Annotated in this window: 24 protein-coding genes and 1 pseudogene; 22 read left to right on the top strand and 3 right to left on the bottom strand. The window is 36.6% G+C overall.

Features of this window, described 5'->3' with window-relative positions:
* The first annotated feature begins 1 nt into the window (after nucleotide 1).
* The 17 genes and pseudogenes from LG329_RS06760 to LG329_RS06680 all read left to right on the top strand — a co-directional run bounded on the left by LG329_RS06760 (nucleotide 2) and on the right by LG329_RS06680 (nucleotide 17,638).
* Entirely contained in the window at nucleotides 2–1,567 is a 1,566-nt protein-coding gene (locus LG329_RS06760) for a sodium/proline symporter (protein ID WP_404455034.1), read from the top strand.
* Nucleotides 1,568–1,572: 5 nt separating this feature from the next.
* Nucleotides 1,573–2,064: a hypothetical protein gene (locus tag LG329_RS06755; RefSeq protein ID WP_404455031.1), complete on the top strand. Its 492-nt coding sequence runs from the start codon at nucleotides 1,573–1,575 to the stop codon at nucleotides 2,062–2,064.
* A 253-nt stretch (nucleotides 2,065–2,317) separates the two neighbouring features.
* On the top strand, nucleotides 2,318–3,730 hold the full coding sequence (locus LG329_RS06750; RefSeq protein WP_404455028.1) for a hypothetical protein: 1,413 nt from the start codon (nucleotides 2,318–2,320) through the stop codon (nucleotides 3,728–3,730).
* 106 nt (nucleotides 3,731–3,836) lie between these two features.
* Nucleotides 3,837–5,225: a M17 family metallopeptidase gene (locus LG329_RS06745; protein WP_404455025.1), complete on the top strand. Its 1,389-nt coding sequence runs from the start codon at nucleotides 3,837–3,839 to the stop codon at nucleotides 5,223–5,225.
* A gap of 389 nt (nucleotides 5,226–5,614) precedes the next feature.
* Entirely contained in the window at nucleotides 5,615–6,361 is a 747-nt protein-coding gene (locus tag LG329_RS06740) for an IclR family transcriptional regulator (protein WP_404455022.1), read from the top strand.
* 156 nt (nucleotides 6,362–6,517) lie between these two features.
* Nucleotides 6,518–7,531 (top strand): TRAP transporter substrate-binding protein, encoded by a 1,014-nt coding sequence (locus LG329_RS06735; protein WP_404455019.1) that lies wholly within the window; start codon nucleotides 6,518–6,520, stop codon nucleotides 7,529–7,531.
* A gap of 15 nt (nucleotides 7,532–7,546) precedes the next feature.
* On the top strand, nucleotides 7,547–8,032 hold the full coding sequence (locus LG329_RS06730; protein ID WP_404455016.1) for a TRAP transporter small permease: 486 nt from the start codon (nucleotides 7,547–7,549) through the stop codon (nucleotides 8,030–8,032).
* 2 nt (nucleotides 8,033–8,034) lie between these two features.
* The gene (locus LG329_RS06725; protein WP_404456448.1) at nucleotides 8,035–9,312 is read left to right on the top strand and encodes a TRAP transporter large permease; all 1,278 of its coding nucleotides are present in this window, start codon (nucleotides 8,035–8,037) and stop codon (nucleotides 9,310–9,312) included.
* Nucleotides 9,313–9,761: 449 nt separating this feature from the next.
* Nucleotides 9,762–10,244 (top strand): flavin reductase family protein, encoded by a 483-nt coding sequence (locus LG329_RS06720; protein ID WP_404455013.1) that lies wholly within the window; start codon nucleotides 9,762–9,764, stop codon nucleotides 10,242–10,244.
* A 19-nt stretch (nucleotides 10,245–10,263) separates the two neighbouring features.
* Nucleotides 10,264–11,748, top strand: a complete 1,485-nt coding sequence (locus LG329_RS06715; protein WP_404455011.1) for a 4-hydroxyphenylacetate 3-hydroxylase family protein — start codon at nucleotides 10,264–10,266, stop codon at nucleotides 11,746–11,748.
* 45 nt (nucleotides 11,749–11,793) lie between these two features.
* A pseudogene (locus tag LG329_RS06710) lies at nucleotides 11,794–12,338 on the top strand (FAD synthetase).
* A 120-nt stretch (nucleotides 12,339–12,458) separates the two neighbouring features.
* On the top strand, nucleotides 12,459–12,989 hold the full coding sequence (locus LG329_RS06705; protein ID WP_404455008.1) for a 3-hydroxyanthranilate 3,4-dioxygenase: 531 nt from the start codon (nucleotides 12,459–12,461) through the stop codon (nucleotides 12,987–12,989).
* Complete coding sequence (locus tag LG329_RS06700) at nucleotides 12,986–13,993, top strand: amidohydrolase family protein (protein ID WP_404455005.1); 1,008 nt, start codon at nucleotides 12,986–12,988, stop codon at nucleotides 13,991–13,993. Before LG329_RS06705 ends, LG329_RS06700 begins: the two co-directional genes overlap by 4 nt.
* Nucleotides 13,990–14,442, top strand: a complete 453-nt coding sequence (locus LG329_RS06695; protein WP_404455002.1) for a RidA family protein — start codon at nucleotides 13,990–13,992, stop codon at nucleotides 14,440–14,442. The genes LG329_RS06700 and LG329_RS06695 overlap by 4 nt, the downstream gene beginning before the upstream one ends.
* 12 nt (nucleotides 14,443–14,454) lie before the next feature.
* A complete protein-coding gene (locus LG329_RS06690) occupies nucleotides 14,455–15,924 on the top strand; it encodes an aldehyde dehydrogenase (protein ID WP_404454999.1) in 1,470 nt (489 codons plus the stop codon).
* A gap of 65 nt (nucleotides 15,925–15,989) precedes the next feature.
* Nucleotides 15,990–16,769 (top strand): 2-keto-4-pentenoate hydratase, encoded by a 780-nt coding sequence (locus LG329_RS06685; RefSeq protein ID WP_404454996.1) that lies wholly within the window; start codon nucleotides 15,990–15,992, stop codon nucleotides 16,767–16,769.
* A gap of 77 nt (nucleotides 16,770–16,846) precedes the next feature.
* On the top strand, nucleotides 16,847–17,638 hold the full coding sequence (locus tag LG329_RS06680) for a 2-keto-4-pentenoate hydratase (RefSeq protein WP_404454994.1): 792 nt from the start codon (nucleotides 16,847–16,849) through the stop codon (nucleotides 17,636–17,638).
* Nucleotides 17,639–17,766: 128 nt separating this feature from the next.
* Here the strand turns inward: LG329_RS06680 and LG329_RS06675 are convergent, their stop codons facing one another.
* Nucleotides 17,767–18,321, bottom strand: coding sequence for an NADPH-dependent FMN reductase (locus tag LG329_RS06675; RefSeq protein ID WP_404454991.1), 555 nt, complete (start codon nucleotides 18,319–18,321; stop codon nucleotides 17,767–17,769).
* Nucleotides 18,322–18,584: 263 nt separating this feature from the next.
* Between LG329_RS06675 and LG329_RS06670 the strand changes: the two genes are divergently transcribed.
* A complete protein-coding gene (locus LG329_RS06670; RefSeq protein WP_404454988.1) occupies nucleotides 18,585–19,235 on the top strand; it encodes an SGNH/GDSL hydrolase family protein in 651 nt (216 codons plus the stop codon).
* Between the two features lie 84 nt (nucleotides 19,236–19,319).
* Here LG329_RS06670 and LG329_RS06665 read toward each other — a convergent pair whose 3' ends face one another.
* Both LG329_RS06665 and LG329_RS06660 read right to left on the bottom strand, forming a co-directional pair.
* Nucleotides 19,320–20,213: an ROK family protein gene (locus tag LG329_RS06665; RefSeq protein ID WP_404454986.1), complete on the bottom strand. Its 894-nt coding sequence runs from the start codon at nucleotides 20,211–20,213 to the stop codon at nucleotides 19,320–19,322.
* 30 nt (nucleotides 20,214–20,243) lie between these two features.
* Entirely contained in the window at nucleotides 20,244–21,110 is an 867-nt protein-coding gene (locus LG329_RS06660) for an N-acetylneuraminate lyase (RefSeq protein WP_404454983.1), read from the bottom strand.
* 293 nt (nucleotides 21,111–21,403) lie between these two features.
* Between LG329_RS06660 and LG329_RS06655 the strand changes: the two genes are divergently transcribed.
* The 4 genes from LG329_RS06655 (at nucleotide 21,404) to LG329_RS06640 (ending at nucleotide 25,255) form a co-directional block, all read left to right on the top strand.
* Nucleotides 21,404–22,726, top strand: a complete 1,323-nt coding sequence (locus LG329_RS06655) for an ABC transporter substrate-binding protein (protein WP_404454980.1) — start codon at nucleotides 21,404–21,406, stop codon at nucleotides 22,724–22,726.
* Nucleotides 22,727–22,800: 74 nt separating this feature from the next.
* Nucleotides 22,801–23,667: a carbohydrate ABC transporter permease gene (locus LG329_RS06650; protein WP_404454978.1), complete on the top strand. Its 867-nt coding sequence runs from the start codon at nucleotides 22,801–22,803 to the stop codon at nucleotides 23,665–23,667.
* 23 nt (nucleotides 23,668–23,690) lie between these two features.
* Nucleotides 23,691–24,518 (top strand): carbohydrate ABC transporter permease, encoded by an 828-nt coding sequence (locus LG329_RS06645; RefSeq protein ID WP_404454975.1) that lies wholly within the window; start codon nucleotides 23,691–23,693, stop codon nucleotides 24,516–24,518.
* Between the two features lie 50 nt (nucleotides 24,519–24,568).
* Complete coding sequence (locus tag LG329_RS06640; RefSeq protein ID WP_404454972.1) at nucleotides 24,569–25,255, top strand: N-acetylmannosamine-6-phosphate 2-epimerase; 687 nt, start codon at nucleotides 24,569–24,571, stop codon at nucleotides 25,253–25,255.
* Nucleotides 25,256–25,281 lie beyond the last annotated feature (26 nt).

The following is a 25,281-nucleotide window of genomic DNA, read 5'->3' as shown; positions in this document are numbered from 1 at the left end:
GATGGGGACAACTGATGCAATAGTTTTTATTATTTATTTGCTAGTATTACTTTCGATCGGTATGTATTTTTCAAGAAAAGCATCTACATCAGTTGACAGCTACCTATTAGGGGATAGAAATATTGGCCCAGCGGTTACCGCGTTAACAATGCAAAGTACATCAATGAGTGGTTACATGTTCTTAGGTGGCCCCGCCTTGGCATTCCAACAAGGTTGGTATGCAATCTGGTATGCAATTGGAGATGCTGGTGGAGGAATTGTAAACTTATCTGTCCTAGGGAAAAGAATGAGACGTATGTCCGAAATATTGGGGGCGCTTTCTCCGATTGAGTATTTAGAAAAGCGATTTGAAAGCCCCGCAATTAGAGTGGTCGGGTCTATCATTTCTATTGTTTTCTTGTTTGCATATGTATTTGCGCAGTTTATTGCAGCAGGAAAGTCTCTAGAAGCTTTAACAGGGCTACCATATGAGTGGGCACTTATTATAGGTGTTGGCGTAATCGTAGCTTATACAGTAACAGGTGGATATTTAGCCGTTGTATGGACTGATTTTTTCCAGGCAATTGTTATGATTTTAGGAGCTTTAGGTATTTTGGTTATGGGATTAATAAATGTTGGAGGAATTTCTGGATTAAACCAATCGCTTGCTAAAATTGATCCAACATATCTCAGTATATGGGGGAAAGGTCTTGAATTTTATGGGCAATGGGGAGTTATTATAGGAGCAGTTTTAATTTATTCAATTGGTTATATGGGACTTCCACATGTTGTTGTAAGACATATGTCGATGAAAAGTACAAAGACTGTCAAATCTGCAACCTTATGGACAGCCATATATAACCAACTATTTGCATATACACCTTATATAATTGGATTTATTGGTATTATCTTGCTACCTAATTTAGCAGATCCTGAAATGGTTATTCCGACACTTGCTTACGCCTTCTTCCCAGGTGTTCTTGCAGCGTTATTACTTTCGGCTATCATGGCCGCGATTATGTCAACATCTGATTCTATCTTGATGCAAGCTGGTACTATTTTATCCCGCGATATTTATCAGCGATTTATTGATAAAAAGGCCAGTCCAACCAAAATGATTCGCATCTCACGTCTTAGCATTCTTCTTGCGGGTGTCATAGGTGTTGCCGTCGCAGTAAATCAGCCGCCATCGGTTTTTGCTTTGGTTGTATTTGCATTTGGTACACTTGGCAATAGTTTTCTTGTCCCTTATGTATGTTCGGTTTATTGGAAGAACGCCAATAAAGTTGGTATTTTATGCGCTATGATTGGTGGGGGTGTCACTAATATTCTTTGGACATCTCTTGACTGGCAAAGTGCAACAGCAATCCACCCGTTTCTTGGAGGATTAATGGTTTCCATCATTGGTATGATCATTGGTAATATGTTTGGTAATACGCCATCTGCACATATGCAAAAAGTGTATGATGAAGCATTAGGACCACGTAAGTTAGCTAAAAATATTGAGAAGAATATTTCCCGTGACATAGGCCCAGAGGCAAGAAGTATTTCTGATTTTATAGGTAATAGAGCTCCGGTTAAAGGGTGATGTAAATGAATGAAGTAATAAAAGCTGAAGAAATAAATTTTAATAATAATGAGATAAAGATTTACCTAGAAAAGATGGATACTAAAAATACATTTAAGGTTGATCAACTTGTTTTCTACCCTTATTTCTTTTTTGAATACTCGTTGGATAGAAAAAGTTTCTTTCATCCAATTGGTGGAACGGTAGGATGCTCAATTGATGGTATAAATGGAGTCGGTTCTATAATTGATAAAGTGCCTCATTTTAGTAAACAAGAAGTTTCTACTCAAAACATTATTCAAAAGAAATTAAATACGTTGGATGCAGAAGTAATTGCAGAACCTTTCTTGTATGACTCAATTTCATATAAAATGAAAATCCTTTCCATGCCAAAGCTTAACATATCAAAACAAGAAGTGTTCTATCGACCATACTGGATTGCAAAAGGTGGTACTCACAAATCTAATCAGTTTTTGCTAACGGTGGATGCGGTAACTGGAAAATATCACCCGTTGTAGTATTGAATTGGATGTAAGCATTATTTTTTCTCTTAGTACCAATCTCTGCTATTCTAACATAAAGCTCAAAAAGACACGGTTTCTAGTAAACTAGCCAAAGGCGTGAAAATATAGTTTCCATTAATAAATCCAACTGGTAATCAGTTGGGTTTAATTATGGAATAAAACTATTAGTTAATAAAGTTTGATGAAATACTCTCTATCTTATCTTATTGAACCGAAACTATTATTTCAACTATGAGGAGCTTATGTGATGAAACGGTTTATTACCTGGGGGTTGAAATTATCCATTTCCTTCTATGCACTTCTGCACTTTTTCACCTATTTTTATGAGGTGGAATTTTTGTTGGATCTTCTATCTGTCAGTGGGTTGCTTACGCTATTGTTTGCGGGAATGATGCTAACTGTTAAGAAATTCAAATTGCCACTTTTCCTGTTTCTTGTAGGTGTAATGGTTTTGATCTTTTCCGAAGGTTCAGCGATAGCTGGATTATTCAATGGAATACTTCAAATGCGCAGTATAATTGGTTTATTAATTATTGTTCCGATGATTGGCTGGGTATTGAGGGAAGAACCTTATATTGAAGAAATTTTGGTCTTTGCACACAAAGGAATAGACTCAAGTCGTAAATTTTACTTTGGTATTGTTTCTTTTACGCAGGTAATTTCTTACTTTCTACTATTTGGCTCGATACCTATGATGTATCAATTTATCAACACCATTCTGAAAAACCAAAAAGGAGAAGCGTGGGAAAATTTTAAAGGCACTGCACTCCTACGTGCATTTGCCCTGTCGACTCTGTGGGTCATTAGTATCCCGAGTTTTATTTTCGCGGTGGAAACGTTGGGAGCTTCGTTGTGGATAGCAGTTATACAAGGTTTTGGAATAGCAATATTAGGATCTGTTGTAGCAGTTATATTTTCTTATTTTCAGGAAAAAAGATATGGGGTTGATTTAACAGCTGCCCTACAAACTGAAATTGATTCTGTACTTCTTCATTATCCCAACCGGGGAGAAATAAAAAAGAATGTCTTTGAATTCTTGTTGCTGTTTATTTCATTATTTGGAACAATATTTCTATTGCACGCAATCTTTTCTGCCAAACTAATGATGACTATTCCAATTGTAGTGGTTGTATGGACATGTGTTTATTATCTCGCGAAAAAAAGAACGAGAAAACTTGTTAAAGAGACAAGAAGATATTTTGCCAATGATATGGTAAAGCAGTCGTATCAGCTATGTATTTTGCTGTCGGCAGGTGTAGTGATCTACGCGTTAAATCAAACTGGATTTGGACTCACTGTTATCGGTGGAATACAATACACACAAGAAATTTTTCCATTTATAAATTTTTTGTATTTGCTTCCGTTTATCGTTATTTTACTAGGGTTTTTAGGGTTAGGTCCATTAACCGTAATGGTTTTGGTTGCAGGTTTATTAGAAACTATCTCGCTTCCATATCCACCGGAATTAATTGTGCTATCTATAACTTCAGGTAGCGTCATTTCCATTCTCTTGTCACCGGTAATCATGCCAGTCATCGTGTTAAGTGCTTCAAATGGATTAAGTCTATTAAAAAACGGAATAAAGTTTAATTTAAAATATGCCATCGTGTTTTATATTATTGTGCAGGTATATATACAGACGATGATTCGGGTGTGGTGAGTGACTGAACAGATTTTTACCTTGTCACTTTTTTACTAATTTAGCAGGAATTATTCCTTCGTGTATCGAAATAAATAAGAGTACTATAGAAGGGAGAATGACACAAATGAGTAATCAAGCAACTATTTTATTTGCAGATGATGTACAAATTGAGAACAATGAATCGGTAAAACAATATGTGGACAGTAGTTCAGGGTCTTTTACCATACTTTTAATGGATGGGAAACTTTTGGTTGTTGTAAAAGTAATTAAGGAGGAAAAGCAGTCATATGAAAAAGTGAGAATGATAGCAGGTTCAATTGCCCGTACATTAAGTAAACGGCAGGTTGAGCAAGTCTCCATAGAGGAAGAGTTACTTTCTAATGCGTTTAATAGATTAGTTGGAGGCGCAGTAATAACAGCGTTTGTAGAGGGATGGAATTTAGGGACGTATAAATTTTTGGCCTATAAATCAGGAGAAACTTCTTTCAAAGCTGATTTAATGATTAAGGGTGATGAAGAAAACGTCATATCCTTTGTTGAAGCAGGTGAAATCCGTGCTGAAGCGATGGCTTTTTCGCGTGACTTAATGAATGAAATACCAAGTGTATTGAATCCGGCAACTTTTCCTTCCATCTTAAAGAAGGAATTTGAAGGTACAGCTGTTGAAGTAACTGTTTTTGATAAAGAAGAGCTTGAACAAAGAGAAATGAATGGAGTATTGACGGTTGGTCGAGGTAGTAAACATGCCCCAGCTTTCGTTGAACTGGTTTACCGTGGTGACGCATCCAAGCCACTCGTTGCCCTGATTGGAAAAGGGGTTACGTTTGATACGGGTGGCATTACATTGAAAAAGGGGAAAGACATAAGCAATATGCGATTTGACATGGGTGGTGCCGCTGCCGTCGCTGGAGCAATGAAATTGTTAGCTAATTCAAAAGCAAATGTAAATGTTGCTGCACTAATTCCGATTGCTGAGAACGTTCCTGATCGCCAAGCTGTTATTCCTGGCGAAGTCATTCACTACAAAAATGGACTGAATGTGCAAGTAGGCAATACGGATGCGGAAGGAAGACTGATTCTTGCAGATGGCCTGATTCGAGCTGGTGAATTGAAAGCAGATTACGTTGTTGATATTGCTACATTGACCGGTGCTATTGTCGGTGCACTCGGAACGAAACTGGCCGGCGTATTTGGTGATGAAAAGCTTTCAGGAGAGATGAAGGACATTGGTCGGGAAAACGGTGATTTCAACTGGCCGATGCCATTAGTTGATGCATATGATAATTATTTGGCGAGCGACTATGCAGACTTCAATAATACGAACGGACGGCCAGAAGCAGGCTCCATTGTTGCTGCTCTATTCCTGCGCCGCTTTGTTCCAGATGCTAGTAAATGGCTGCATGTGGACATGGCCGGAGTAATGAGCAGTGAAGAAAATGGGTATTATGCCAAATCAGCGACTGGATTTGGAGCTAGATTGTTGGCTGATTTTGCGGAGCGTGTGTCGGAGTAAGTATTAAGATTCCATATCTTTTATCATATTGGTTATTTTTTTATAGACATTGCAGTTTGGTCACTGTAATGTCTTTTTTTATGTGTAAAATGGTTCCATAGTATTTATTATATTTGTATTACTGGAAAGTTAATCAAAGAATAATGTCGAATTAAATATAGGTATAATTAACTATATATGAAAGGGGAAATAGTAATGAAAAAGATTAGTGAAGTTTCATAATGTGAAATTTCTTTATTGCTTGGCTGTAAGTAATTAAATATACTCAAAAAGTATAAATATTTAAAATTATTAATTTTGAAAGCGATTTCAAAGAAGTGATTAATCGGATTTGTAAGTCAAATTTATTGGTGGGGATTTATCAATACTTTTTTGATGGGGGAAATAGAATGATCGAATCTGTGAAAAGAGCAAGTCGAATTATAAATTGCTTTACAACTGAAAATCCAATCTTAGGAAATGGTCAAATTGCAGAGAAACTTGGGTTGAATCAGAGTACTACTCATCATTTAATTAGTACCTTATGTAATGAAGGGCTGTTAATGCGGGCTAGAAACGGAAAATACCGCCTAGGGTGGAAATTACTTGAATGGAATAACAATGTAATGTTCCAACAGGATATATATGACAAAGCGATTCCGATAGTTAAGGAATTGACCCAAAGATATAAAGGGACGGTTCATATAGGTATGTTTGATAAAGGTGAAGTTGTATTTGTTTTGAAGGTGTCTTCACTGGATTCATACTCAATAGAGACACATGTTGGAGCGAGGAAACCAGCTTATTCTACTAGCGCAGGTAAAGTGTTACTATCTTTTAATTCATCTTATTTGAAAGAAACTATCAATAGGGGATTGGCTCGTCAGGCCCCTAATACAATCACGGATACTACTAAACTTGAACAAGAGCTAGCAGAAGTGCGTAAAACCGGTTACTCAATTAGTAATAATGAGAATGACACCCATACATATGCGATTGCTGCCCCAATATTATCGTACTCCGGCAAAACTATTGCAGCAGTTAATTTGGTCGGTCCAGTTTCTTATATGACAGGAAGCAATCGTAATATCATGATAAAAAGCATTGTAAACACCGCAAACTCTATATCCCAAGAACTAGGATATATAGATATATAACCTCACAAGAGAACAAAGTGGTATTAGAAGGTTTGATTATTCTATCTGGGGGGTGTTAATAGCTGGATCCTAAAAAGTCATGATAATTCATAGTCAGCCCAAGAAAAAAGAAGAAGAATTTTTACGAGTAAAAAAATAATAAAGGGGTGCTTGGAATTGAAAAAAACAAAAGGGGTTTATATATTAGCTTTATTTATGGCTTTAATGCTTGTTTTAGGTGCTTGTAGTTCAGGTGAAGAAGCAGGTGGGAAACAGAAGGAAGATGGTGCAAAAGAATACAATTTTAAACTAGCTCATATAGCCCCACAAAACCACATCTGGAATGATGCTGCCAAGAAGTTTGCCGAGGAATTGGAAGAACGTTCCGATGGCCGAATGACAACAAAACTTTATCCAGGAGGGCAGCTTGGAAGTGAAGCTGATATGGTGCAACAACTTAAAAACGGAACAATAGATTTTGCGTTTATTACCAATGCTCACTTAACATCCATGTCTGATGCATTTAGCGCTTGGTTTGCACCATTTTTATTTGATTCGTATGAGGATGCACTTGAGGCAAGTGGTAGTGATGTATCAAAGGATATTTTAGCAACACTAGATGGTACAGGATTAAATGCAATGAATTACTTTTTCTCAGGTAATCGAGTGATGTTGTTTAGAGAAAAAGTGGAAACACCCGAAGATATGGAGGGGTTATCGTTACGCGTAACTCCAAGTCCGGCACTACAAGATTGGTATCGTTATTTAGGGGCAAATCCTGAATCCATTTCATTACCCGAAGTGTATCAAGCTGCCCAAACAGGTGTCATTGATGGTATGGATATGGACTTAGATGCAGCAATCACCTCCAATTTTAATGAAGTTACGGGTTATGGAGCATTGACAAATCACATGGTTTGGCCATCAGTTATGATTTCAAATAATGAAATGTTTGAAAATATGCCGGAAAAGGATCAGAAAATAGTAAAAGAAGCTATGGAAGCAGCGTCTGAGTATGCAACGCTTAAACGGTCTTCACAAGAGGAAGAATTCATAAAAACATTGGAAGACCGTGGAATGGAACTTTATCAAATGGATGAATCTTTGTTTACCCCATACACTGAAAAATTTGATGAAAAATATAAAAGTAAGGACCCATTAATTAAAAAGTTTATTGAGAAATTCCGTTAGGGGGCAGTTATTTTTATGAATACACTGGATACATGGATTGAATCGATAGAAAAAGTAATTTCTATTATTCTAATTGCAGCATTAACCTTGGTATTAGCTTCGTCAGTTTTTTATCGATACTTTTTAAATGAACCAATTTATTGGGCGAGTGAAGCAAGTATTTTTATGATGGCGTGGCTTACTTTTATAGGGGGGAGCTTGGGGCTTAAATATAAGTCCCAAGCATCTATAACGTTTTTGGTAGAAAGGTTTTCAAAGGGTGGAAAAAGAATTTTAGATATCATTTCACACATTCTTATCTTGTTATTTTTAATACTTTTGATTTATCTGAGTTATGAATGGATATTTTCTTTAACGAGTCAAAAGTCATCTGCTATGCGAATTCCTATGTGGATACCTTATCTATCCGTACCAGTTGGCCTAACTTTTAGTTTTATTCATTTATTGAATTACACCATAAATCTAGTGAAAAATAATAAACAAGAAGGTAATGCCTTATGACAATGATTATTGTTGTATTGTTGTTCATTGTATTTTTACTCATTGGAATCCCTATATCATTAGTATTAGCTATAACTTCACTTTCGTATTTAATACTAAGTGGCCTGCTAACTGCGATGGGGTCGGCACCACAGACTATGTTTTCTGGAATAGATAGCTTTGGTTTATTAGCTATACCTTTATTTATGTTAGCTGGTGAGCTAATGAATGGCGGGGGTATTACGAAAAAACTAGTAAACTTTGCGAGAGTTTTAATTGGCCATTTTCGTGGTGGATTGGCATATGTAGCAGTTATTGCTAATATGTTTCTCGCATCCATTTTGGGTTCAGCCAATGCGCAAGCCGCAATGATGAGTAAAGTAATGGTTCCCGAAATGGAAGAAGAGGGTTATAGACGTGACTTTTCCTCTGCTTTAACTTTAGCCTCTTCTATTGTCGCACCAGTAATACCACCGAGTATGTTATTTATTATTTATGGTACTTTAACTGGTGCATCTATTGGTGATTTGTTTATGGCGGGTATTATCCCCGGAATCTTATTAGGAATAGGTTTTATTATTGTCATCGGAATGATGAGCGCAAAACAGGATTTCCCGAAAACACAAAAGGCAAGTTTGAAAGTGATCTTAGCAACTTCGTTAAAAGTACTACCCGCTATGCTAATTCCATTCACGATAATTTATGGCATTTTAGGTGGTATATTCACACCAACAGAATCAGCGGGTGTTGCTTGTGTAGTGGCATTTATAGTTGGTGCTTTTATCTATCGAGAATTAAAAATGAAAAACCTTCCATCAATATTTATAAATACTGTTATTAACACAGCAACGATTACTTTTTTAATTGTGACAGCAAATTTATTTGGATTTGTTTTATCGTTTGAAAGAATACCACAGTTGATTGCGAACTCAATGCTAGGTATTTCCGAGAATCCGTATGTATTTTTATTGTTAGTAAATATTTTTTTACTCTTACTAGGAACGGTATTAGATGGAATTGCCGCATTAATTATTTTGGTACCAGTAATGATGCCTTTGTTAGGAATCTACCAAATAGATCCTGTTCATTTCGGAGTAATCATTTGTATTAATCTAACAATTGGTTTATTAACGCCACCAGTAGGAACGGGGCTATTTATTGTTTCTTCCATTGCAGAAGTTAAGTTTGAGAGCCTTGTTAAGGCAATAATGCCATTTTTGGCAATGGCAATTTTAGTATTAATCATACTTACATATTTGGAGGATGTTGTATTGTGGATTCCTAGCCTTATTAGTGACTAGCTTATATGGTTTGTTTTTAAGATTGGGTTGGCAAGTGGAAATAGTATTGAAAAGCATACGTATTTACATTTTAATACGTTGCTTTTCAATAAACTTATATCTTTAATAATAAAATATAAAAATAATTCAATCAATTTCATATAGTGAAATTACGTTGTTGTGACTACCGTAAAAAATTACTATATTAAACTTAATAAATCAAAAGGAGGTATTAGAAATATTGCATTTATGGTGATGTGAATAGCCATGAATCCTGGTTTTTATACAAACAGACGAGGGGATCTAAGTTGAAGGAATAAAACAGTAAAACAAATAAAAAATTCCATCAGAGTTAAACTAGTCAATTCTCAACTAATTTCCACAAATCCCATAAATGTTCCCACTGCTTTGCCATATCAAATAGGAATGTTAAGACCTGATTTTTGGAAAAAAGGGAGGAGAAAGAGTCTATGGATGTAAAAGAGTTAAGGAATTGTATGGGGAGTTTTGCCACTGGTGTAACGGTCATAACATGGAATGATGACAATGGACATCGAAAAGGTATTACAGTCAATTCATTCACATCTGTTTCCTTAGATCCTGCACTAGCACTTATCTCTGTTGATAAAAATGCAAGCGCTTGCAAGGTGCTGGAAAATCGATCATTTGTTATTAATGTGTTATCAGCAGCGCAAGAAACTTATGCATGGCAATTTGCTGGCAAACCACAAGAAGATTTGGTTGTGGAGTGGGAAAATGACTCCGAAATTGGTCCGATTTTGAAGAATACAATTGCCACCATTGAATGTATGCCATGGGCAGAATACGAGGGTGGGGATCACATGTTATTTGTAGGTGAAATAATGAACTTCTCATATAGAAATAATGATGGCCTTTTATTTTTTAAAGGAAAGTGTCTTAAAACAGAAAGAAATCAAAGAGTTGGTAATTAATATTTAGGAGGTATGACTGATGGGGATTAGAACGGGTGAGGATTATATTCAAGGATTAAAATCAAGGCAACCCGAAGTTTGGCTAGGTGGAAAAAGAATAACTGATTTAGAAAATGATCCGATTTTCAAACAGCCAATTAAGGAAATTGCTAGATTGTTTGATATGCAACATGATTCCGAATATCAGGATGAAATAACCCATGTTTGCGAAGAAACGGGTGAACGCGTAAATAATGCATTCCTAATTCCACGAAGCGGAGAAGATTTACAAGCGCGAAGAAGGTTATTTGAGGTATGGTCAGAAGCAACATTTGGATTAATGGGTAGAACACCAGACTTTTTGTCAACGGTTGTAACATCTATGGCTACGAATGATTGGTTTTTCAGACAATATGGGGAGCAATGGGGAGATAATATTTTAAATTATTATCGGTATATAAGAGATAATGATTTATTCCTAACACATGCAATTATAAATCCGCAAAACGATCGTAGTAAAGCATCTAATGAACAAGAAGATACGTATACACATCTAGGAGTGGTAAAAGAGACAAGTGAAGGTTTAGTTGTTCGTGGTTCTAAAATGTTAGCTACACTTGCTCCAATCACTGACGAAGTAATTATTTATTCTTATCCAAGCTTTAAACCAGGCGATGAAAAGTATGCGATATCATTTGCTATTCCAATTGATACACCTGGCTTACGGATACTATGTCGTGAAGAAACCCAAAATGGTACCCGATCTACATGGGATCATCCATTAGCCTCAAAATATGAAGAAATGGATGCAATATTAGTATTTAAGGATGTTCTAGTACCATGGGAACGAGTGTTTATTAATCAAAATGTTGAAGCGGGTAATTTACTATATCCAAAAACAGGAATTAACTTGCAACCTGCCCATCAATCAGGGGTAAGGGGTCTTGTGAAAATGTCTTTTGCAACCGAGGTTGCGAGGGATTTAGCAGATACAATAGGAGTTGACGGTTTCTTAAATGTCCAAAATCCATTGGCAGAGTTATTACAAACGGTAGAAACTATTAGAGCGTTACTTCGTGTCTCAGAATATGAATACAAGATTACACCGCATGGCGAAGCAGTCCCAAATGGAACTCCACTTGAAACAATCCGTGGAATATTACCGAAAATGTATCCAAAGGCAATTGAAACAATACAAACAATTGGTGCAGGTGGATTATTGATGATGCCATCGGAAGGTGATTTTGCTAACCCTGAACTGTCGGAGGATATGAATAAACATTTTGTTGGTCGCAAAGGGATACCTGCCGAGAAACGAATTCGTTTATTTAAATTAGCATGGGATCTTTGTGGTGAGGCTTTTGGACAAAGACTAGTTCAATACGAGAGATATTATTCAGGAGACCCGGTTCGTAAGATGGCAATGTTTTATAATCTGTACAAACGAAATAATCCGACATATCCAATGGTCGACAAGGCTCTTGAAGGATCATTAGAAATGGCTGAGTCGACATCAAAGATATAAATGAATTAATAAAAGGTTATTCATCTTGAAAGGACTTGGTTTGTGATGAAAGTTCATGCTGCGAGGGGAAATCTTATCTTACCTAACTCAATTATTACAATAGGTGCATTTGACGGTGTACACCGTGGTCATCAGGAAGTTATTCAAGAAACGGTAAGAGAAAGTAATATAGAGAGCGTTCCAAGTGTGGTTTATACCTTTGATCCACCACCACGTGCTTACTTTCAAGGTGCACATATTTTGACCACCGTTGAAGAGAAGGTACAAAGATTTAAAAAACTAGGAGTCGACTATGTAGTTATCGCAAGCTTTGATGAAGCATATACAAAACGCACACCCGAAAGTTTTATACATGAATTAAGGCGATTATGCCCGTTGAATATAAGAGTAGTGAAGACTTCCGCTTCGGGAAAAATCGCAAAGGAAACGTAGATCTTCTGAAAAAACACTTTTCAGTGGAACCAATTCATACAGTTTGTTGCACAAAGGGTACACGAATTTCTTCAACAAGAATTCGTAAGTTAATTTTAGAGGGGAATATCCAACAAACACAACCGCTCCTTGGATGGACTATAGGTAACGCTCATTAAGGTAAGCTATTTTATCAGTTTGTTTTGTTTCTATATAATTCTACTTTATTTAATCGGAATATCATTGATTCATTTAATGATAGATATTAAGTTATCAAAAAAAATGGAGGTTTTATTATTATGTCAAAACTACAAGCATTTAATTTATTGAATTGGATCAAGGAGAATGAGAGTGAGTTAAAACCACCAGTAAATAACAAAGTTCTTTGGGAAGATTCTGAGTTTATTTGCATGATCCTTGGAGGCCCAAACAAACGCCGTGATTTCCACGTTGACCCGTCGGATGAGTTCTTTTATCAAATTAAAGGCGATTGTTATGTTGAAATTATTAATCAAGAAGAAAAAAGAGAAGTAGTAACAGTTAAGGAAGGAGAAGTATTTATGTTGCCTGCTATGGTACCGCATTCTCCTCATCGTGTTGCTGATACACATGGTTTAGTAATTGAACGAAAACGTGCGGAAGGCGAATTAGAAGACTTTGTGTGGTTCTGTGATGAGTGTAATCACGAGATGCACAAAAACCGTATTCAATTAACAGATATCGGAACACAGGTAAAAGCTGCTATTGAAGAATTTAATGGAAGTGAAGAACTTCGTACCTGTAATAATTGTGGTCATGTTATGTCTGAAACAGTGGGGCTTTGGAAATGAGAGTAGATTTTCATACACATATTATTCCAGAGGAAATTCCAAACTTTGCGGATAAGTTTGGCGGAGGCAGATGGCCAGTATTGGAAAAAACGTGTAGCTGTGGTGCGAATATTATGGTTGAGGGAAAAGTATTCCGTGAAGTAACGGATCAAGTTTGGAGTCCAGAAAAACGAATTCAAGATATGGATGCTGAAGGTGTAGATATCCAAGTACTGTCTCCTATTCCAGTGACATTTTCCTATTGGGCTAAAGCAGATGAAGCTGAAGAAATGTCAAAAGTACAAAATGACTTTATTGCGGATACTGTTAAACAATATCCTGAACGTTTTATTGGGTTAGGCACTGTTCCGCTGCAGGACGTAAACGTGTCCATTAAAGAAATGGATCGTTGCATACATGTACTTGGGTTGAAGGGAATTGAAATTGGTACAAACATCAATGGTAAAAACTTAGATGACCCTGAATTTATAACTTTCTTTGAAATGGCTGAAAAGTGGGAAGTGCCACTTTTTATTCACCCTTGGGAGACCTTGGGTAGAGAACGTATGCCTCGTCATAACTTCATGTATACGGTTGGTATGCCAAGCGAAACAGCTTTAGCTGCTGCAAGTTTAATTAATAGCGGTATCATGGAAAAGTTTCCGCGATTAAAAGTTTGTTTTGCTCATGGTGGTGGATCGTTTCCTTATATTTTACCACGTTTAGACAGGGGATGGCATGTGTGGCCAGACTTACGGTTAACAAGTAAGCCTCCTAGTCACTATGCAAAAAACTTTTACTTTGATTCATTGAATTACGATCCGTTAAATATAAAGTATCTTGTAGATCGTTTTGGATATGAAAAAATTGTGATGGGATCTGACTACCCGTTCCTACTAAGAGAAATCCCACCAGGTAAGGTGGTTGATGAAACTATAAAACTAACAGATAAACAAAAACATTCAATTCTCGGTCAAAATGCGCTTGATTTTTTAAATGTAACGATAAAGGAAGAAATTAAATGAGAAAAACGCCGGAAGAAAAACTTGCAGAACTAGGACACGTGTTACCACCACTAAGACCTGCGTGGGGTAGTTATGTAAGTTGTGTAAGAGTGGGCAATCTATTATTTACTGCGGGTCAGGGTGTTGATCAATATCATGGTAAATTGGGTAAAGAATTAACAACTGAAGATGGTTATCTTGCAGCCCGTCAATCCATGCTAAATTTATTAAGCGTGGTTAAAAATGAAGTAGGTGAACTAAGCAATGTAAAGCAGTTTGTTAAATTACTCGGTATGGTTAATTCGACAGAAGACTTTATAGAACAACCACAAGTTATGAACGGAGCTTCCGATTTAATCGGAGAAGTTTTCGAGGAAAAGGGAAAACATGGTCGTTCAGCTGTAGGTATGGCACAACTTCCTAATAATACAGCAATTGAAATAGAAATGATTATTGAAATAGAAGATTAGGAGGAATAGAAAGTGACTAATGAGGTAGTAGCTGATAGTAGAATCGTACAGGATTCAAAGCTATTTATTAATGGTAATTATGTAGAGGCACTTTCTGGTGAAACGTTTGACACGATTAATCCAGCTACGAATAAGAAGTTAGCCAGTGTTGCTATGGGTGGAACAGAAGATGCAAAACGAGCAATTGACGTGGCACAAAGTACGTTTGCAAGTGGCGTTTGGAGTACGATGTCAGTAAATGAGCGATCGCGTATCTTGTGTAAGATGGCGGATCTAATTATGGAAAACGTTGACAAACTTGCCTATATTGAAACATTAGATGTAGGTAAGCCAATTAAAGAAAGTCGTGGATTTGATATTCCGCGTGCAGCTGCCAACTTTCGTTTCTTTGCTGAAATGGCTAAATACACGGTGGATGAGCATTATGATATGCAGAACCATATGTCTTATGCACAATATGCACCTGCAGGAGTCACAAGTTTAATTATTCCTTGGAATCTTCCCTTTATGCAAATGACGTGGAAGGCTTCGGCGGCATTGGCTGCTGGTAATACAGTGGTAGTTAAACCAGCATCTTATACACCATTAAGTGCTGTCCTGTTGGGTGAGATTGCGAACGAAGCTGGTCTTCCTCCTGGTGTGCTCAATATATTGACTGGGCCTGGAGGTACTGTAGGAACGGAGATGGCCACCAATCCATCTGTAAGTCGGATTTCCTTTGTTGGAGAATCGGCTACCGGAAAAACCGTAATGCGTAATGCTGCTGAAAATTTAACTCCTGTTTCCTTAGAGCTTGGTGGAAAGTCAGCAAACATCATATTCGATGATGCTAATATAGAAGAGGCAGTAGCTGGGTCAATTGATTCCATTTATCGAAATCAGGGAGAAATTTGCTTAGCTGGTTCAAGAATTTTGGTGCAGGAAAGTATTTATGATCAATTTTTAGATCAATTTGTTACAGCTGTGAAGAAAATTAAAGTAGGAGATCCAATGGATGAAGCTACAGATATGGGAGCTCTAGTATCACGCGGACACATGAAATCTGTGGATGACTATGTGCAACTTGGAATAGCGGAGGGTGCCAAACTTGCCTATGGAGGAAAGCAAGTTGCGGGAATGGAAACTGGCAATTTCTATGAACCTACTATTCTATATGATGTTGATAATAAGATGCGGGTAGCGCAAGAAGAAATCTTCGGACCGGTACCGGTAATTATCCCATTTAAAACAGAAGAAGAGGCTATCAGAATAGCCAATGATTCCATTTATGGTTTAGCAGGGGTCGTGTGGACCAATGATTTACGTAGAGGTCAACGTGTTTCCTCTTTAATTGAAGCAGGTTTATTATGGGTTAACTGCTGGTATGTTCGTGACTTAAGAACGCCATTCGGTGGTTCTAAAGCAAGTGGCATTGGCCGTGAGGGTGGTAGACACAGTTTCGACTTTTATACAGAAGCAAAAACGATAACCATTAAAAAATAAAAAACAACGAAAGGGGACGTAGTGATCGCCTTTCGTTTGTTTTTAGTATAGAAGGGGGTTAAATAATGATAGTACAAAATAGTCAATTTGTAACAGAACTATTGGAGGCTGAAAAAAAGCGGCAAGGGATCAGACCATTAACAGAACGGAATAAAGATTTAACCATTGAAGATGCCTATCAAATCCAGCTTGAAATGGTAGAAATGAAGCTAGCACAAGGGAATAAAATCATTGGAAAAAAGGTGGGTCTAACCAGTGATGCTATGCAACGTATGTTGAATGTCAATGAGCCTGATTATGGTCATTTAATGGATGACATGCAAGTTCAAGATGGGGATAGCGTTAGTGTAAGTACGATGATAGCACCAAAGGTTGAAGCTGAAATTGGTTTTGTTTTAGATGCAGATCTTGAAGGACCAAATATTACATATTTAGATGTCATGATGGCAACGAAGTACATTGTACCTACACTTGAAATTATCGATAGTCGTGTTTCTGATTGGGAAATTAAACTAGCTGATACAATTGCTGATAACGGGTCGTCTGCGAAAGTGGTAATTGGTAATCAAACATCATCGTTAAATCAAATAGACTTACGTACCAATAGTATGGTCTTGTCTAAAAATGGGGAAATGATTGCAACAGGGGCCGGTGCTGCTGCTCTTGGACATCCAGCGGAGGCCATAGCTTGGTTGGCAAACAAATTATACGAATTTGATATAACATTGAAAAAAGATGAATTAATTTTACCAGGGGCGTTATCCGGGGCTGTTGCTGTAGCTACTGGGGATAAGATTGAAGCTAATTTTGGTTCACTCGGAAATGTTACTGTTCATTTTAAATAGCTTTTCATAAGTTTGGGTTGACCAACGTGATATTTTAATAGAACATTTATACAAAAAATTAAGGTGGAGGTTTAAGCATGCCTTTGATGACGAGTAAAGAAAAAGAGATTATTACTTATTTATATACCGCAGAGCGGGATGTACGTGAAGTGGTTAAAGTTACGGATGATTATCCGGAGCTAACTATCCAAGAAGCGTATGAATTACAAGAAGGGTTACTTGCTCGTAAAATGGTAGAAAATAGAACAAAAAGAGTTGGAGCAAAGTTGGGGCTAACGAGTAAAGCCAAACAGGAAATGATGGGAGTCAACGAAGCCATTTATGGGGAATTGCATAATGATATGCTGGCGTATGAATGGGAACCGGTAAATCGTGCAAAACTTATTCATCCAAAAGCTGAGCCAGAAATTGCATTTTTAATGGGGAAAGATTTACAAGGTGCAGATATAACAGAAAAAGATGTGATAAACGCAACAAAGTATGTTGCCCCTGCCGTTGAAATTATTGATAGTCGTTACAAAGATTTTAAATTCACCTTAGTGGATGTTGTTGCAGATAACTGTTCATCTGCCAAATTCATTGTAGGAAGTAAATGGATTTCGCCAGATTCGGTTGATTTGGGAAATGTCGGGATGGTAATGACTAAGAATGGGAAAGTAGCTGCAACGGGATCAAGTGCTGCCGTCCTAGGACATCCAGCAACAGCCATCACTTGGGCCGTTCATCAGTTAGCAGCCCGAGGTAAAGGCCTTAAAAAAGGGGATATTATTCTAAGTGGAGCAATGTCAGGAGCGATTGCTTTTGATTCAGGGGATTCAATTATTGCAGAATTCGATAACTTGGGTAGTGTTTCTATGTTTTGTAAATAAATGAAAAATGGACCTAGCAAAAAATGCTGGGTCCATTTTTAGTTTCTAATTCTAAAAAACTTGTAATGAAAATTGTCGATTGTCTTAAATGCACTTTACCTTGCTATAGTTGTGTATCAAATTTTCTTTTAAATAAAGCTCATTGTACTTGGTTTTAATACTCTTTGCATATGCACTATTTCCTCCGCGAGTAACGAAATACGATCCAGGAGTTCTTCATTAACTATTTGATTATCCTGAGTGTAATGATCAAGGTTGGCATAAACATAGGATGGGGCAACGTGAGAACGTAAGTACCCTGCAATGGGTTTTAATTGATTCTCAATCATTAGGTAATGCTGATATGTTCCACCATTTGCTGCAAACCCCATAACCTTATGACGAAATACTGAAGGTTTAACCAAATCAAATACATTTTTTAATGGTGCTGGTATGGATCCATTAAATATTGGGCTCCCTATTAGATAGGCATCTGCACTAGACATTTCTTCTATAATTTGTTGAGTATCGCTATTATATAAATCAAATGCCCTACCGTCACTAAATTGCATATCATATTGCCTTAGATCAAGAATCTTAGTTTCAATACTAGGATCAATTCTGTTAATTTCCTCAATAATAGCTTTAACGAGTATTGAAGTTTTCTTTCCTACTATTGTTCCCGAGACACCTACTATTTTCATAAAACCCATCCTTCCAAACAATATTATTATTGATTTGATTCATTTCTTAAATTTATCATCGTAAAATTACCGGATTTTGAATAATTATTATATAATAATTATCTATAAATTCATTTAATAAAACAACTCTAAAATTTCACTATGTTAAATGCAGTTTATGTTCTTTTCTTTCTTCACTCTTCACGTTCAAGAATGTAAAGCAGTAACTATCAATCCATGATATTATGGTAGATAATCAAAAAATGAATTTGCGAGGTGGTCACTTGAACAAAAAACGCATTATCTTTATCGGTGATAGTATTACGGAATCAGGGAAATTTGATGACCCTGAACAGATTGGTACGGGTTATGTAAGATTATTACATGATTATTTGAAAACATCCTACCCCTCGGACCGGCTGGAACTGATAAATAAGGGGATTAGCGGAAATAGAATAAATGATTTAGCTTCCAGATGGAAAACTGATGTAATTGATTTAAATCCGGATATTATTTCCGTATCTATTGGAATTAACGACGTTTGGCGCCAATTGGATAATCCAAGTATGGAACAAATTTATCCAGAGGAATTTGAACAGATTTATGATGATTTACTAGCACAAGTAAAAGCCAATACAAATGCGGTCATTGTGTTAATGGAGCCAACAGTAATTGAAGAGAACGTGGAATCAGTTGGTAATGAAAAATTAAAACCTTATGTTGAGATAACTAATAGGTTAGCTAAGAAATATGACGCTATTATTGTATCAACCCACCAGGCATTTATAAATTACTTAAGTGTAAATAACGAATATGAGCTAACAACTGATGGTGTACATATGAATTCTGCTGGAAATATGTTGATGGCTACTACTTGGTTGGGGGCAACGAAACTATTTTTAGATGAAGAATTCGAGAGGTACGGAGTGAAGTAATTATTCAACCTTTTTGCTCGAAAAATGAAAAACGTCAAACCTAAGAATAGATAGCGTTTGACGTTTTTTATTGGGTGAAATATATCAGCTTCCATCATTGAGGAAGGGGTAGACCGCACCAAGCATTCCCGCATCATTTCCGCATTGTGCTATTTTCAAAACCGTTGATTCAGCAAATGTGGTTGGTACATATTGTTTTAGACTTTCTCTAATTTTTTCAATTAGATATGTACCTTGTTGTGATACTGCACCGCCAATAATAATAACTCCCGGATCCAATATGCATATGATGTCAGCGATGCCTTTTGATAGTTCGTTACACCATTGATCTATGATTCTATTACATGTTTCATCGCCTGTTTTTGCGAGGTCAAAAAGTTCTTTACCATCAATGTGCTCGTTTTGTAATTTCTCTCGTCCAGTTCTTATCAATGCTGAGGTAGCGGCTTTATCTTCAAAGCTTTTTCCAAACTCATCTTTTCTCAAATACCCGATTTCGCCTGCCCTAAAGTTCCTGCCAACACTTAATTTTTTATCAATCACAAAGGCACCTCCAATTCCTGTCCCAAGTGTAAGACAGAAAAAGGTGTTTATATCCCTTGCCGCGCCAATCCATGCTTCACCTAATGCGGCTGCATTGACATCATTATTTACACTAGTAGTGATATGAAATTCTTTTTCAATAAGTTGTTTCAAATTGGTTCCTGTATAATCAGGCATTGTATTACCTGCATGAACGATTTCGCCAGTTTTTGAATGGACACAACCTGTAGTGCTGATACCTACCCCTTGTATATGTTCTGCTTTAAGCATTAGGGAATGAACAATGTCAACGAGCTTTGATTCAAGAAAGTCTATTCCTTTCCTAATATCTGTAGCCGTTTTCGAATGGAAAAGGATTTCACCGCTTTCATTTATAATACTGTATTTTATAGTTGTTCCACCTATATCAATTCCGATAAATTTCTTTATCTTCATCTCTTTCCTCCGTTTTAATTTTCCTCGTATTTAAAGGTACTCCTCAGCAATTTCCTCTGCTTTTTTCTTCTGGTTATCTGTAAGTGATTTAAGGGGTTTTCTACAATAACCTGCGTCAACGCCTTTATATTGTAAGATACCTTTTAACGTTTGATAAAGGCCGTTGTCTAACACTTCTGAGATCAAATCATTCGTTGTTTTTTGAATGGCTCTTGCTTCCTCGATCTTACCGTTTTGGGCAAGTTGGAAAATTTGTTTAGCCCTTTGTCCATTGATGTTAAATGTACTACCTATAGCTCCGTCGACATTCAAGACGGCTGCTGATAGAAACATTTCATCAAACCCAGAATAGATGATTTTGTTTGGAAAACGGTGACGGATTCTTTCAAGTAGGAAAAAATCAGGTGCTGTAAACTTAACACCGATAATCTTTTCATTCTCAAACAATTTGCCGAACTGTTCAAGATTTATATTGACTCCTGTTAAAGCTGGTATGGAATAAATGATCATCTTATTATCTACAGAATTAATGATTGTGTTGTAGTAGTCGTAAATTTCGTCAAAATCAAATTGATAATAGAAAGGGGTAACGGCAGATATGGCGTCATACCCTAAATCTGTTGCATAGTTTGCTAGTTCAATAGCCTCTTTAATATTGATTGAACCGATCTGTGCTATAAGTTTGGCTTTTTCTCCAACTTCATCTTTAACAATCTTGAATATTTGTTTTTTTTCTTGGGTAGATATCATGAAGTTTTCACCTGTACTGCCATTCACATATAGTCCGTCAACCTGACATTGATCGAGATTGTGTCTAACAATCTCCCTTAGCCCCTCCTCATTTATTTCTCCATTTTCAGTAAATGAGGTCATAAGTGCTGTAAATATTCCTCTCATATTCATCACCTTTCCTATGTTATTGGTAGTTTTGATCAGAATCTAAAATTATTTTCATATTTTTAGATTTTACACGTATAAGTAAAAAAAAGAAGGAAATATTTTTCTAAAATAATATATTGACAAAAATAATCTCCCTTTGTATGATTATATAGACAAATCAGAAAAAACACAATAGGATTTTTATTTGTACAACTTTGTTAACGCTTTCAAATACATTCTTTAATCTACAAGTGAGGTGATAACGAAAAAACGCTGTAGGGATAACCAAATAAATTAAAAGGGTGATTAAATTGAAAAGGTCGATGAAGTTAAGTGTGACTTTGTTTTTAATGTTCTTATTAGTATTGTCAGCTTGTTCTCCATCATCGGAAGAGTCTTCTTCCTCTTCGGAAGGTTCTGATGATCAAATCACACTCACTTATTGGGGTGCTGGTCACGTCACGCAGGATAATCAGACTATGGGAGAATGGGATAAAAAGATGGCTGAAAAGTTCCATGAGTTACACCCGAATGTCACCATTAAATTCCAAAGGGTTGGTGGTAGTGACTTCACTAAAAAGATAAATACTGCAATCGCGGCAGATAATCCACCCGATATTATTGGAACCAATGGGCCCTTGAGGATTATGGAGTATGCAAGACACGGACTATTGGAACCTCTTGGCGACGATGTTCTAGGTGACCCGTCAGATTGGAAAGAAGGCATATTGGCAAATGGTATGTATGAGGATGAATTGTATTTCCTTACAACTGTAATTGGCCCCCAAGTCTTGGTTGTAAACAAAAAGATATTTGAAGATGCAGGTAAATTAGATCTGCTTCCAAAAGACCATGACTGGACCTGGGCTGAATTCGAGAAGGCGAGCAAACAAGTCATTGGTGATGGAATTTACGCTACAGCATTTTGGGCTAAAAATGAACAGGTTAATCAGAACAATTTAACATACTTAATGAGTCATGGTGCAGAATGGGCTAATGATGATTTCTCTGAATATCTAATTAACGATCCTAAAGGAGCCGAGGCATTATCTAATATGGTGAGACTCGTTGATGAAGGAATCGTTGCGCCTGGACCAGCGAATTCAGACTATAAATCAGGATTTAAATTGTTTAAACAAGGGAAATTAGTGGCTTATTGGGCATCCCCTGGAGAAATGTTTAATGTAGATAATCCTAATTTTGAACCTTATCCTATCGTGCCACTTCATGCTGAAGGAGTAGAACCAGGTGTTCCAGTTTCAGGTGAACAGGGAATAGCGATTTTTAAACAAGATGATCCAGAAGTAACAAAATGGGCAAAAAAATATTTGGAGTTCGTCACATCAACAGAGGCTATAAAAGAAACTGCTAAGGGTTGGTTGTATGTACCTGCACGCAAATCATCAAATTATTCGATGGATGAAGAAAAATACTCGGCATTCAATAAATTTCTGGAATTGTATGATCCATTAGAAAAAGAAATAACAGGAAAATATGTACCATGGTTCGGGGAGTTACGTAAATCTATTTTCCCGAATTTGCAAGCTGCATTTCTTCATGAGCTTACTCCTCAAGAGGCCTTGGATAAAATTGTAGAGGTAGGTAATAAGCTGGCAGAGGAAAATAAAGAATAGATTTTTGTAATGGAGCATTCCATGTGGATTGCTCCATTATCACAATACAAATTGATTATTATAGAGGTGTAGGTATGGAAAAAAAGAAAAGAATATGGGGGTACATATTTGTATTTCCGTTTATTTGTTTACTGTCTATATTCTTAATTTATCCTTTAATAAAAACCTTTTATTTGAGTTTGTTTGAGAAAACACTTTATTCTACCAGCTTTATTGGATTTGATAATTTTATTAAAATTTTTCAAGATCCCTTTTTTCTGAAAGCAATGGTAAATACCTTATATTTTGTAGTACTAATTGTTCCATTTACTATTATCATTCCTTTGGTTTTTGCAGCTATGCTTCGGAGCCTACATAAGAACACGAAAAGCTTTTTTCGTTTAGTGTTTTATTTGCCAGTGGTGACAACCTCAATTGTGCTCGTCTTTGTTTGGATATGGATGTATGATATGAATTTTGGAATCATTAATTATATTTTGAGCTTGTTTAATATTGGACCAGTGAATTTCTTTGGTTCACAATTTATGGCACTGTTGGCAACCTCGAATGTAGTAATAACCTGGATGATTGGTCAACCACTCATTTTATATAGTGCAGGGGTTGATAATGTACAAGAGGAATTATATGAATCGGCAAAAATAGATGGTGCGAATTTCATCCAAATATTCTTCAAAGTGACAGTACCTATGGTTATCAATACGACGATGCTAATTGTAGTTACCTCCACGATTGCAGTATTTCAGATATTCGTAGTCATCTACCTTATGACCCATGGAGGTCCATATCATGGGACAGATACATTAGTGTTTTCAATTTATAACACAGCGTTTGAGATAGGACCATACTTTGGGCAAGCAGCCGCGGAGAGTGTTGTGCTATTTGTATTTGTTGCAATCGTAGCTTTATTTGAATTTAAACTACTTAAATCAAAATTGGATTAACGTGGGGAAGGATTGAATATGTAATGAAATTTAATGTATTAATACGATATCTTATACTAGGAATTGCTTCGATTATTTTCATTTTTCCGTTGTATTGGATGATAACTGGTGCATTTAAGACTGAAGAAGCGCTTTATTCAATGCCACCGGAATGGTTTCCAAATGATTTTTACCTTGGGAATTTCATAGCTATATTTGAGAATTATCCAATCATGATGTGGTTGGGGAATAGTGTTTTTATAGGAGTCGTGTCCGTTCTTCTTATCCTTATTTTGTCTGCAACTGCTGGATATGCACTTGCCAAGATTCATTTTCCGGGTGATAAATTCATTTTTGTTTTAGTTATTGCTACTATGATGCTTCCTCATGAGACCATTCTAGTTACGTTATATGATTTAACCGCCAACATTGGACTACTTGATTCAGCATGGGGGGTTATTATTCCTACTGTAGCGTTTCCGTTCGGGGTTTTTCTGGTTCGCCAATTTGCTCGAACTATTCCTGAAGAACTTTTGAATGCAGCAAGAATAGATGGTGCCAGTGAACCGCGTATTTTCATATCAGTAGTTTTACCTTTACTTTTACCTGCTCTTGGTGCTCTTTCTATATTTGCATTTATGTTTACATGGAATAATTATGCTTGGCAGTTAGTCGTTTTAAGTTCACATGACAAATTGACTTTTCCTTTAGGCCTAACTTTAATGGCAGCCCAAGACCCTAGTGGTGCCACATTAAATTATGCATTTGTCATGGCTGGAGCATCCATTGCTGCCATTCCATTGATTATATTTTTCTTGTTACTACAAAGAAGCTTCATTAAAGGAATCACTTTGGGATCTGTTAAGGGATAAAAACATACGACAAGTAAAAATAATTTCTAGTACAGGGGTGTGATTATCTAATGAATATAATTAAACAATTTGAAAACCAATGTATTGTATCATGCCAAGCACTAGAAGATGAACCATTACATGGATCTGAAATCATGGCAAAAATGGCAATAGCTGCTGTGGAAGGGGGAGCAGCAGGAATCAGAGCGAACTCTCCCGAAGATATACGAGCAATTAAAAAAGTTTGCGGATTACCTGTAATTGGAATTTACAAAAGAGATTATGAAGAAAGTTTAGTCTATATTACACCAACCTTCGATGATGCTCGTGAAATTATTGAGGCAGGAGCTGAAATTGTAGGTATTGATGCTACTCATTTATCAAGACCAAACAGCGAAACTTTTGAATCAATCGTACATAAAATAAGAAGTAACTTTCCCGAAATATTAATTTTAGGCGATGTGTCTACCTATGAAGAGGGAGTATTTGCTATGGATCTAGGTGTTGACTTTGTGTCAACGACATTGTCTGGTTATACTTCTTATAGTAAACAACTTTGTGGACCGGATATCGACTTAGTCTATAAACTTTCAAAGTTAAAAAAGGTGCCTGTTATGGCAGAGGGCAGAATATGGACGGTAGAGCAATGTGCTCAGTGCATGAAGGCTGGGGCACATTCTGTAATTATTGGAACGGCCATCACACGTCCGAGAGAAATCACACGACGATTTGTTAATTCCATTAGTGATGGATGCTAAATCAGTATTCAATGTACAAATAGATA

Origin of the sequence: Virgibacillus necropolis (assembly GCF_044793635.1) — a bacterium.
Taxonomy (GTDB): domain Bacteria; phylum Bacillota; class Bacilli; order Bacillales; family Amphibacillaceae; genus Virgibacillus_F; species Virgibacillus_F necropolis_A.
Note: the sequence above shows the minus strand (reverse complement) of the source record. Positions and strands in the feature narration are given on the sequence as shown.

Excerpts from the sequence above, each read along its gene's own strand:
- LG329_RS06760 (WP_404455034.1), top strand. The coding sequence starts at position 2 with ATGGGGACAACTGATGCAATAGTTTTTATTATTTATTTGCTAGTATTA.
- LG329_RS06755 (WP_404455031.1), top strand. The coding sequence starts at position 1,573 with ATGAATGAAGTAATAAAAGCTGAAGAAATAAATTTTAATAATAATGAG.
- LG329_RS06750 (WP_404455028.1), top strand. The coding sequence starts at position 2,318 with ATGAAACGGTTTATTACCTGGGGGTTGAAATTATCCATTTCCTTCTAT.
- LG329_RS06745 (WP_404455025.1), top strand. The coding sequence starts at position 3,837 with ATGAGTAATCAAGCAACTATTTTATTTGCAGATGATGTACAAATTGAG.
- LG329_RS06740 (WP_404455022.1), top strand. The coding sequence starts at position 5,615 with ATGATCGAATCTGTGAAAAGAGCAAGTCGAATTATAAATTGCTTTACA.
- LG329_RS06730 (WP_404455016.1), top strand. The coding sequence starts at position 7,547 with ATGAATACACTGGATACATGGATTGAATCGATAGAAAAAGTAATTTCT.
- LG329_RS06725 (WP_404456448.1), top strand. The coding sequence starts at position 8,035 with ATGATTATTGTTGTATTGTTGTTCATTGTATTTTTACTCATTGGAATC.
- LG329_RS06720 (WP_404455013.1), top strand. The coding sequence starts at position 9,762 with ATGGATGTAAAAGAGTTAAGGAATTGTATGGGGAGTTTTGCCACTGGT.
- LG329_RS06715 (WP_404455011.1), top strand. The coding sequence starts at position 10,264 with ATGGGGATTAGAACGGGTGAGGATTATATTCAAGGATTAAAATCAAGG.
- LG329_RS06705 (WP_404455008.1), top strand. The coding sequence starts at position 12,459 with ATGTCAAAACTACAAGCATTTAATTTATTGAATTGGATCAAGGAGAAT.
- LG329_RS06700 (WP_404455005.1), top strand. The coding sequence starts at position 12,986 with ATGAGAGTAGATTTTCATACACATATTATTCCAGAGGAAATTCCAAAC.
- LG329_RS06695 (WP_404455002.1), top strand. The coding sequence starts at position 13,990 with ATGAGAAAAACGCCGGAAGAAAAACTTGCAGAACTAGGACACGTGTTA.
- LG329_RS06685 (WP_404454996.1), top strand. The coding sequence starts at position 15,990 with ATGATAGTACAAAATAGTCAATTTGTAACAGAACTATTGGAGGCTGAA.
- LG329_RS06680 (WP_404454994.1), top strand. The coding sequence starts at position 16,847 with ATGCCTTTGATGACGAGTAAAGAAAAAGAGATTATTACTTATTTATAT.
- LG329_RS06675 (WP_404454991.1), bottom strand. The coding sequence starts at position 18,321 with ATGAAAATAGTAGGTGTCTCGGGAACAATAGTAGGAAAGAAAACTTCA.
- LG329_RS06665 (WP_404454986.1), bottom strand. The coding sequence starts at position 20,213 with ATGAAGATAAAGAAATTTATCGGAATTGATATAGGTGGAACAACTATA.
- LG329_RS06660 (WP_404454983.1), bottom strand. The coding sequence starts at position 21,110 with ATGAGAGGAATATTTACAGCACTTATGACCTCATTTACTGAAAATGGA.
- LG329_RS06650 (WP_404454978.1), top strand. The coding sequence starts at position 22,801 with ATGGAAAAAAAGAAAAGAATATGGGGGTACATATTTGTATTTCCGTTT.
- LG329_RS06645 (WP_404454975.1), top strand. The coding sequence starts at position 23,691 with ATGAAATTTAATGTATTAATACGATATCTTATACTAGGAATTGCTTCG.
- LG329_RS06640 (WP_404454972.1), top strand. The coding sequence starts at position 24,569 with ATGAATATAATTAAACAATTTGAAAACCAATGTATTGTATCATGCCAA.